This window comes from Parapedobacter deserti (assembly GCF_042646065.1).
Lineage (GTDB): Bacteria > Bacteroidota > Bacteroidia > Sphingobacteriales > Sphingobacteriaceae > Parapedobacter > Parapedobacter deserti.
This window is the reverse complement of sequence record NZ_JBHRTA010000032.1, coordinates 1-8,801: the sequence shown is the minus strand read 5'-3', so window position 1 is coordinate 8,801 and position 8,801 is coordinate 1. Positions and strand designations below refer to the sequence as shown.

Sequence of the window (8,801 nt, the reverse complement as noted above, 5' to 3'; positions counted from 1 at the left end):
ACTTTTGCCTTGAATGCTGCGCTAAACTTTCTGCGTTCCTTCTTCATTTTACAACTGCTAATTTAGAAATTAATTCAGTTGTCTAATATTTGGGGGAAACCGCAAGGTAACTATCCCACCAAGGCAAGGGTATTGCCAATGCCTTTTGCGCGAGCTGATGCGCAATAGCCAAGGCGAGCAGCATGACGAACCAGGCCCTGGTCAGCATCCGGGTGGTTAACTGTGACCGGCTCATAATGCGATCAGGAATACCAGCAACAAGACAACCAGCAACACGGGCGACAACGCCACAAGCAACAGCACCACCGGGATCTTTCCTATCGTTTTCAGTATTTGTACGCTCCAATGGTCATCCGGTGAAGGTTTCAGCCACTCGATGAAATTACCGGAAAGCCGCCGTACAAAATTACGTATCTCCTGCCGATAGGTCAGCTTGTCTTCCGTATGATGGTTATCTTCCAAACTAATCTACTAAGCCTGTCTGAACATTGTCCTTTGGCCAAACTTAGGTAAGCCCGCTGATAAAAGCAAGTTTATCTGCCCCCGCTGTAATATTTATGCCGGAGCCAAAAGGCAAGATTGACCAATGCGATAAGTGCCGGAACCTCCACCAGCGGACCGATGACGCCGGCAAAAGCCTGTCCGCTGTTGATGCCGAAGACACCGATGGCCACCGCAATGGCCAGCTCAAAATTATTGCCCGTGGCGGTGAAGGCGATGGCCGTGCTCTTTGAATAGTCCGCTCCGGCCCGCTTACCCAACAGAAAGCTGAAGACAAACATGAATGCGAAGTAGATCACCAACGGGATGGCGATACGCACCGCATCCAGCGGAATCCGCACGATCAGCTCACCCTTCAGGCTGAACATCATCACGATGGTAAACAACAGGGCGATCAACGTGACGGGCGAAATAAACGGAACATAAGTCTTGGCAAACCACTCCTCCCCTTTCCAGGCGATGAGCGCATAGCGACTGATGACGCCCAAGGCGAATGGGATACCCAGGTAGATACCTACACTTTCGGCGATCTGGCCGATGGTAATGTCGATCGCAGTGGCCTCAACCCCGAACAGCGGCGGCAATACCGAAATAAACAGGTATGCCAATATGCTGTAAAACAGCACCTGAAAAACACTGTTCAGGGCGATCAGTCCGGCAGCGTATTCCCGGTTCCCTTCCGCCAGCTCGTTCCACACCACCACCATGGCAATGCATCGGGCCAGCCCGATCAGGATGAGGCCCACCATGTATTCAGGATAGTTCCCGAGGAAGACAATAGCCAGGGCGAACATCAGCAAGGGGCCAACCACCCAATTGAGCAGCAGCGAAAGCCCCAGGATCTTGACATCTTTGAACACGCTGCCCAGTTGCTCATATTTGACCTTCGCCAACGGCGGGTACATCATCAAAATAAGGCCTACGGCCAGCGGAATGTTGGTGGTGCCGCTGGAAAACGAGTCGATGAAACCCGCCGAAGCGGGCATGACGTAACCGATGCCCACTCCAACCGCCATCGCCAGGAAAATCCAAAGGGTCAGGTACCGATCGAGGAAACCAAGCCGCTTTCGGTTGGCCGCGGGAGCGCAGTCAGTTACCGACATCGCGCTGCCCTCCGGTGATATGGTTATCGGCAAACGCCTCACAGAAGGCCTTGATCTGGTCGCGCACCGACCGGAACTGCGCCATCACGTCCCCGTGGGTTCCCTGCGCTTTCGCAGGATCCGGGAAATTGTGGTGGAACTTTCGAGCTTTGGACGGGAACACCGGGCAGCTTTCCCTGGCGTTGTCGCAGACTGTAATGACGTAGTCGAAATCAATGTGGTTGTATTCATCCACATGATTGGACGTATGTCCGGAAATGTCTACACCATCTTCAGCCATCACCTGCACAGCTTTGGGGTTTACGCCGTGTGTTTCAATACCCGCGCTGTAAACTTCAACCCTGTCACCGCCGAAATGCCTCAGGTAACCCTCGGCCAACTGGCTCCGGCAACTGTTGCCGGTGCAAAGCACCAATATTTTCTTGACCTGTCCCATATCAGCAGCACCCCCCTTCCGGCGAACAGTACGCTGCCGTCGCAACAGGTACCTGTACCAATCCCTTGTGTTGTTGCTCCGCTGGAACTCCGCAGGCATCCTGCGCCAAACAGGCCGTTGCCTTGTTTTTCAGGATGAAATGATCGCCGTTGAAATCCAGCCCGTATTTGCCGATGGTGCTGCTTTGGTATTCCACTTCAATTTCGGCATCTTTCATCCCCAGCTTATCTTCCGAAAGTTCAATGATGCGGAGCAATTTCTCCGGTTTCAGCCGATGTTCGTCATCATGGGCGTTCCACAATTGGAAATTAACCACCTCTTCGTGGCGGATTACCCCACCGCAGTCGATAAAATGCTTGGTGATGGTGCCTACCTCCGTGACGTGGAAGTGCTCGGGCACGAAGGTACCGTCTTCCAACTGGAATACCACCTCATCCACCGTGGGCAAGAGCCGCTTTACTTCTGATAATCTCATGGTCTTTTTATAATTTATAATAAACGGAACAATTTAAAACGATATATTATATTAACGCATTATTACGATGAAAGAAATCAAAAAAAAATCAACAGCATTTTTCCACAGCCACGTCCTGCGAGAAAAAAAGATCCAGTTCCCTCTGAATCGCCCTCCAGACTTGTCCATCGATGCAATAGCATACGCTGGTACCCTCGATGCTCCCTTTGATAATGCCAATATTCTTAAGCTCCCGCAGGTGCTGGGAAATGGTGGCCTGTGCCAATCCGAGCTCCTGCACCAGGTCATTGCAGATGCAGGCACGCTGCTTGATAATATGTTGCAGGATGGCGATACGGGCAGGATGCGCCATTGCTTTCAACATCATGGCCAACTTGTTTTGCTGCTCATTGAATATTTCTGTTTTGGTAATACCCATCGCCTAATTTATTGATTGCAATATTACGATAAATAATCCGCAATTGCAAACAAATTTTCTAATCACCATTGAATATCAGTTGTACCGGCGGAAAATACAACAATGCCGCACGTCACCTTCTGCTATATCCAACGCGTATGTTGCCAAAACAGCAAAACGTATCAATTTATCGAAAAATTTTTCCGGATCCATCTCCGCTCATTTTTGTCAAAATAAGTATGCTCATCCGGAAACTCGATGTGTTCCGTATCGCCTACATTTACCGTGTAAAAAGAAGAAAGGTCTTTCCCTTTAACCATATGGTCAAAAAATATGGCGGTCTTCTCTTCCAGGTCCTCACGTGCCATTTTCCAAGTGCGGTAAATCTCTTCATACTCAACTATCTTACCCTGATCGTCGCGTTTCAGCCGTCCGCCGGTAGCTACATATTTCTCGTAGAGGCTTGGCGCAATGCGGCTCATTTCAAAATAAATATAGTCGTCGCTGGGGTTATAATAGTACTTGTCCAGCTCCATAGCACGGGCCATCAGCCGATACGGCTCATCAAACCGGCTTTCGAACTTCGTGGCGTAGGTCGCACGTTTCGGCAGCCGCCCTACAAAACGGATGATCTCATATTTAAATGAATCCTGTTGAGCGGCAGATAAATGATTATCCGGTGCATACGTTCTTGTTTGGTTACAGCTCAACAGAAAGCTTGAAAAAAATGCAAGCCCTCCTAAAAATAATAACAGCTTCCTCATATCACTTAAATCAAAAAGCAAGGGCACGTGTGCCCTTGCTTTCACGCCTATCTTATTTATTAATAAACTGCGTCAATTGGATCGAAATTGGTCCAACCTTGCGTCCAGTCATCTGCGCCAAACGCGCCGAGGAACTGAACCGACTTGTCAAATTTATCCGCACGACCGGCTTCGTTAAATTTGGCGTAGTCAAATTTTGCTCCTGATGCAAGGGTTCCACCAGTTACAGCAAAGTTCGGGTTCACGGGGTAATCTTCTTTTGTCCTTGTTCCATAAAACAAGTTCGGATTTAAGCCCAACGCGGTATAAGCTGCGGAGGCCTGAAAGTCGGTGCCCGCTTGTACCACATTGTCGTTGTTGGCTAAATAAGTTGCTATATCAGCCACCGGTACATCGCTTCCCGAAAGAACAGCGTTTGCACGTGCGTAGAAAATGTTGTTGGCAATCACCCCTGTGCCGTTTGCATAGTTCGGAAACACAGATGATTGGTTCATGCGGATAGCTGTCGGGAATCCAACAAATACGGAATTGAAGATAGACCCAGCTATATTTCTGCGCAGGTCAACCGCATGTCTGAAGTTATTACTGATGCTGTTGCCATCTATCGCCGGACCGATCACCGTAAAGTTAGATGCTACGACAGAGGTTTTAAAGCGGTCAAGATTATTCTGTCCGTCCGTATCCCATTCGAAGCCATTTGACTCAGACTGGTCCGCATAGCTGGGGTAGTGAAGGGCCAACCCGAATTGCAGACTACCGGAAAAGCCGTTGTCAATGTCAAAGCTATCATCCCAGGTACCTGTACGACCATGTATTTACCATCTACCGAACCACCGAACCACTCGATACCATCATCGCCACCGAAAGAAACCATGATGTGCTCAAACTTCGTTCCGCGCCCCACACCACCTAACGTGATACTATTCGTTTCATTATTAGCGGTCAGTTCTATTCCGGCAAACTCGACGCGAAGGTACTCCATCACCCCGCTGTTATCGTCGTCGTCATCGCCAGTTTGACAATTTACTGTGCCGTTTCTTCCAGAAGTGCTTTACTCAACTTCAACGATTAGCTAGGAGATTCCTACCTGTCGGCATGTTTTAAATTTTAACAGAACCTTAACAAAATATTTAAAGGTAGTTGATTTGAATATTACAATATTAACCAACACCATTTAATATCTTGCTTAATTTTTTTACAAAAAAATATAAATTATGAAAAGTATCAGATTTTTCCTTCTAGGGCTCCTATTCTTGACGGTATCCTGTCAAAAACCAGCACATGAAAATATTAACGACTTAGGCGATATTTGGGAAAACGCTGATGACATGACTTTGTCTGCAATAACTGACCCTTCAGACCCAAATCTCTCTGACCAGTGGAATTGGTACGAGAGTAGTACTACACATGCAGACATATATGTTTCTCAAGGAAACGGTCCAATCGAAAGCAGATCAATTTCGTTACCATGGAACACGATGGGAAACCCTACCGCAGTGGCCGATAGTGACAAAGACTTTTACCCAGAAGATGGCTGGCGGTTATATTTTAGAGATTTTGGCACGCCGAACAGAGCTGCCCAGACTCCTTTTTTTGCATTGTACAACAAGTATAGAGGCATATTGAGATTTTTTATATATAATTATAAAGAAACCAATCCTTGGAACGAGCAAACCCCAACATACTTTGTAGCCACCCTATCGTTTAAAAATCAAGCTCGTTCCAACTCAATGTTGAATTTCACATCAGATCCGGAGTACTCCACCCACGAAACTTATCGTAGTGATGAGAAGCAGACAGTAATAGTTCCGAAAAATGCAGAAAAGACCTGGTTAAATTTAGATTTTAGCATTGCCAACTTTGAGGGGACACCTGAAGGTCCTGAGCATTTGTTGGATTTGGTTGTATATGCGGTCGATGAATCCGAAATAAACCTTTCATCCGATTTCAGTGATATAACCGCACAAATTTCAGTCGGAGCAAATTCTAACGGCGGCAATTCTTTCGCCACCACTATTAATCGAGGACATGAATTTGCAAAAACCTCAGCAGATTTTATCAAAGCTTTGGAAAACGTATTTGATTCGAATCCGAGTGCAAATGTTCAAAACATGGACAATGCCAGAGCCAGTGATTCTATACCTGAAACAATCATTGCACCTCAAGGAGCCAGCACGATTATTGCGGCGGTGGCCGCTGGGCTAGGGGTTATAAAAGCTTTTTTTGGTGGAAAAAAGGCACATATCCCAGATCAAATGATAAAATATGATGGAATGGTCTCAACCAACGGTACAAGCAACTTTCAGCGTAGTCGCTACTTTATCACTTGGAGCCCTAGACCAAACAGTCCATTAAACCCAAGCTATTACACTCCGATCTACACCGAAAGAACGGGTATATGGCAAATATACCACCCTCCTGTATTGTCATTTCTTTGGAGTGGCAGTATATATTATGTACGCGAAAGCCCCTGCTTCTTAAGATACTATTTGGATGTGTCAAGGATAAGTGACTGGATAAACCCCGATATCCTTGATGAATTGGAGTTGGTTGAGAAAAGGGTAAAAGTTATCCACGATTACCACGACAGTGAATATCCATGGGAGTCCGAATGGACAGAAGTTACGGGTTCGTATGCATCATTCGGTTGGATACAAGCTTATCTTAATACTGCACGGTATCTGTTAACAGATAGAGGTGCTCGATTTTCTGGACTGGTGGGACTAGAATATACCTTTAAAATAAAGGATTATACAGGTAAATTTGACGATGAAATAGTATTTTCCAAGGTGTATCGCGCTAACACAAACTTCTCCCCACACCAAACAGGTAATTGTCCAAACATGTTTTAATTATTTCATGCTTTATTAGGATGATAAAGTATTTCCCATTATTAGGGTAAAATACTCCTTAGTTTATGAACAATAATCAGCTGGAGTTGCTACATTTAACTGGAGACTTTTAGGGTAGAATTTTAAACTTTAAAAGTCTCAGTAGTTATTATGGGAAAAAGGCCAAAAGTATCTGATGACCAAATTAAGAGGATGGCGGTAGCGTTATCCTATGCTAAGCGCAGCAGGTTGCGGGAGATGAGTTGAATATGGCCCCATAGTGGTTGTCTGCGGTTTCCTCCAAATATTAGACAACTGAATTAATTTCTAAATTAGCAGTTGTAAAATGAAGAAGGAACGCAGAAAGTTTAGCGCAGCATTCAAGGCAAAAGTTGCCATCGAAGCGATCAAGGAAATCAGTACGGTGCACGAATTGGCAGCCAGGTGCGAGATCCACCCTAACCAGATCACCACGTGGAAGCGGGAATTTCTGGAGCATGCCGAAACAAGATCTTTTCCCACTTCTTTAGAAGTATGAACAGCAGCTGGAAACACTCGGCGGGCGCAACAGTTACAGCAAAACCGACACAGATGCCACCTTCATGCGGCTCAAGGATGACCACATGCAGCACGGGCAGCTGAAACCGGCTTACAACACGCAAATCAGCACGGAAGAACAACTCATCACCCATTACAGCATCCACCAAACGGCGGGTGACACCACCACGCTGGAAGGCCATCTGGAGGGTTTCCAGCAGCAATACGGCACACAGAGCAAAGAGGTGGTGGCCGATTCGGGATACGGCAGTGAGGAAAACTACGAACTGCTGGAATCCATGGTATGGACGCCTTTGTCAAATATAATTACTTCCACACCGAGCAGAAGCGCGCTTACACGAACAACCCGTTCCTGCAGCAAAACCTATTCTACAATAAAGAGAAAGACTTCTACAAATGCCCGATGGGGCAGCCGATGAAAAGGTACAGGCAGGGTAAAAAGGTGAGCGGCAACGGGTGTGTGTCGCAGATAAGCTATTACCGTGCAAAACGGTGCGGAGGCTGCCCGCTGCTGGGGATGTGCCACAAGAGCAGGGAAGACCGGATAATCATGATCAACCACCGACTGAATGAACTGAGGAACAAAGCACGGGAGCTGCTGACATCCGAACGTGGGCTGATGCACCGGAGCAAAAGGCCCATCGAACCGGAAGCCGCCTTCGGGCAGCTTAAAGGCAACAACAACTTCAATAGGTTCACCCTGAAAGGACTGGTGGGTGTCGGAATTGAATTTGCCCTCATGGCCATCGGGCACAACCTGAGGAAAATGGCCGCAAAGGCCAAAAACAGTGAAAATAACGGCCCCGATAATCCCTGTAGCCCTTCTCCTTTGAGACTGTGCCACTTATGCCCGAATCATTATAGCCGAATCGGGAAGGCTGCATAACAAATAACCTCTGCACTCACACCACCAACCGGAATCACCGGTATCGGCAAAATAAAAGGGGCCGCCTTTTTAGACAGCCCCCAAAGTTTTTGAACAACAAATAGCTTAATCCAAACGGGCCCAATTACCTTGGGTCACCCAATTGTTCGAAGCTTCAACAGCTCCTTTGAAATTCCCGCCTTGAAACCAGCTATCTAGCGTGGATGGATTGATTGCGCTCGAAACAAGCTAACAAAGCTTCGTCCTTTATGCGAGTTGAAGCCAAACGCTCAACAATTAGGTATCAATAACCAACCAAACAATTAATCATCAAGTAGACGCTAGTTTGAAAATTGGAGAAAAATCAAAGACACTAGGATTGGAACTCGAAATTATTTTCAACTGGACTTCTTGCTTCACCCCATTCCCCCCACCTGTAGATGTCAAAAGTGTGTTAACTTGTTGATACGATTCTCCAATATTGGGAAGATTGTAAAACGTATGAACCAAATTTCCATATTGGTATAACTCGATATTTACAAAAGTACCGGTCACCTTAGTGGAATCCCATTGTACGTATAGAGGGTCAGCCCAACCATCTAAAAGAATTACATTCCGCTTTGGTGAAACACCCGGATTGAGGTAAAAACGAGTTGGCGATGGTGGATACATATTACGCAATGCCAAGGTGTCAAAGCTCGAAAACACCCAAGTACCCCAAGAAGGGATAGTTGTGCCGAAGTGACTACCGGAATTCATAATCGATAAGAGACTGTAAAATCAACTGTGTCAAGAGTTATAAAATGTTAACTTAGTCACAGTTTAAAATGAAAGAAAAGCAAGAAGAATTCGATTACGAGGAGATGAAAGC

General features: G+C 46.4%; 12 protein-coding genes. 4 read left to right on the top strand and 8 right to left on the bottom strand.

The features are described from left to right. Positions 1–82: 82 nt before the first annotated feature. The 8 genes from ACFOET_RS11080 to ACFOET_RS11045 form a co-directional block, all read right to left on the bottom strand. On the bottom strand, positions 83–235 hold the full coding sequence (locus ACFOET_RS11080; protein WP_379022561.1) for a hypothetical protein: 153 nt from the start codon (positions 233–235) through the stop codon (positions 83–85). After that, the gene (locus tag ACFOET_RS11075; protein ID WP_379022559.1) at positions 232–462 is read right to left on the bottom strand and encodes a hypothetical protein; all 231 of its coding nucleotides are present in this window, start codon (positions 460–462) and stop codon (positions 232–234) included. The genes ACFOET_RS11080 and ACFOET_RS11075 overlap by 4 nt, the downstream gene beginning before the upstream one ends. A gap of 71 nt (positions 463–533) precedes the next feature. Beyond that, positions 534–1,604 (bottom strand): ACR3 family arsenite efflux transporter, encoded by a 1,071-nt coding sequence (gene arsB / locus ACFOET_RS11070; RefSeq protein ID WP_379022557.1) that lies wholly within the window; start codon positions 1,602–1,604, stop codon positions 534–536. Beyond that, the gene (locus ACFOET_RS11065) at positions 1,591–2,040 is read right to left on the bottom strand and encodes an arsenate reductase ArsC (RefSeq protein ID WP_379022555.1); all 450 of its coding nucleotides are present in this window, start codon (positions 2,038–2,040) and stop codon (positions 1,591–1,593) included. Before ACFOET_RS11065 ends, arsB begins: the two co-directional genes overlap by 14 nt. Position 2,041: 1 nt before the next feature. After that, positions 2,042–2,515 (bottom strand): DUF6428 family protein, encoded by a 474-nt coding sequence (locus ACFOET_RS11060; protein WP_379022553.1) that lies wholly within the window; start codon positions 2,513–2,515, stop codon positions 2,042–2,044. Between the two features lie 88 nt (positions 2,516–2,603). Next, positions 2,604–2,933 (bottom strand): ArsR/SmtB family transcription factor, encoded by a 330-nt coding sequence (locus ACFOET_RS11055; protein ID WP_379022551.1) that lies wholly within the window; start codon positions 2,931–2,933, stop codon positions 2,604–2,606. 161 nt (positions 2,934–3,094) lie between these two features. Continuing rightward, the gene (locus ACFOET_RS11050) at positions 3,095–3,676 is read right to left on the bottom strand and encodes a hypothetical protein (protein WP_379022549.1); all 582 of its coding nucleotides are present in this window, start codon (positions 3,674–3,676) and stop codon (positions 3,095–3,097) included. A gap of 59 nt (positions 3,677–3,735) precedes the next feature. Further along, entirely contained in the window at positions 3,736–4,416 is a 681-nt protein-coding gene (locus tag ACFOET_RS11045) for a hypothetical protein (RefSeq protein WP_379022547.1), read from the bottom strand. A 474-nt stretch (positions 4,417–4,890) separates the two neighbouring features. Here ACFOET_RS11045 and ACFOET_RS11040 point away from each other — a divergent pair, with 474 nt between their 5' ends. The 4 genes from ACFOET_RS11040 (at position 4,891) to ACFOET_RS11025 (ending at position 7,951) form a co-directional block, all read left to right on the top strand. Beyond that, entirely contained in the window at positions 4,891–6,528 is a 1,638-nt protein-coding gene (locus tag ACFOET_RS11040) for a hypothetical protein (RefSeq protein ID WP_379022545.1), read from the top strand. A gap of 325 nt (positions 6,529–6,853) precedes the next feature. Continuing rightward, the gene (locus ACFOET_RS11035) at positions 6,854–7,045 is read left to right on the top strand and encodes a transposase (RefSeq protein ID WP_379022543.1); all 192 of its coding nucleotides are present in this window, start codon (positions 6,854–6,856) and stop codon (positions 7,043–7,045) included. Between the two features lie 7 nt (positions 7,046–7,052). Continuing rightward, a complete protein-coding gene (locus ACFOET_RS11030; RefSeq protein ID WP_379022563.1) occupies positions 7,053–7,484 on the top strand; it encodes a transposase in 432 nt (143 codons plus the stop codon). Then, positions 7,481–7,951 carry a transposase gene (locus ACFOET_RS11025; RefSeq protein ID WP_379022541.1) on the top strand — a complete coding sequence of 157 codons (471 nt, stop codon included), beginning with the start codon at positions 7,481–7,483 and terminating at the stop codon, positions 7,949–7,951. Before ACFOET_RS11030 ends, ACFOET_RS11025 begins: the two co-directional genes overlap by 4 nt. Positions 7,952–8,801: the final 850 nt, after the last annotated feature.

What these genes read in the sequence shown, in the direction of transcription:
- ACFOET_RS11080 (WP_379022561.1), bottom strand. Translation starts at nt 235, where the DNA reads ATGAGCCGGTCACAGTTAACCACCCGGATGCTGACCAGGGCCTGGTTC.
- arsB (WP_379022557.1), bottom strand. Translation starts at nt 1,604, where the DNA reads ATGTCGGTAACTGACTGCGCTCCCGCGGCCAACCGAAAGCGGCTTGGT.
- ACFOET_RS11065 (WP_379022555.1), bottom strand. Translation starts at nt 2,040, where the DNA reads ATGGGACAGGTCAAGAAAATATTGGTGCTTTGCACCGGCAACAGTTGC.
- ACFOET_RS11060 (WP_379022553.1), bottom strand. Translation starts at nt 2,515, where the DNA reads ATGAGATTATCAGAAGTAAAGCGGCTCTTGCCCACGGTGGATGAGGTG.
- ACFOET_RS11055 (WP_379022551.1), bottom strand. Translation starts at nt 2,933, where the DNA reads ATGGGTATTACCAAAACAGAAATATTCAATGAGCAGCAAAACAAGTTG.
- ACFOET_RS11050 (WP_379022549.1), bottom strand. Translation starts at nt 3,676, where the DNA reads ATGAGGAAGCTGTTATTATTTTTAGGAGGGCTTGCATTTTTTTCAAGC.
- ACFOET_RS11040 (WP_379022545.1), top strand. Translation starts at nt 4,891, where the DNA reads ATGAAAAGTATCAGATTTTTCCTTCTAGGGCTCCTATTCTTGACGGTA.
- ACFOET_RS11035 (WP_379022543.1), top strand. Translation starts at nt 6,854, where the DNA reads ATGAAGAAGGAACGCAGAAAGTTTAGCGCAGCATTCAAGGCAAAAGTT.
- ACFOET_RS11025 (WP_379022541.1), top strand. Translation starts at nt 7,481, where the DNA reads ATGAAAAGGTACAGGCAGGGTAAAAAGGTGAGCGGCAACGGGTGTGTG.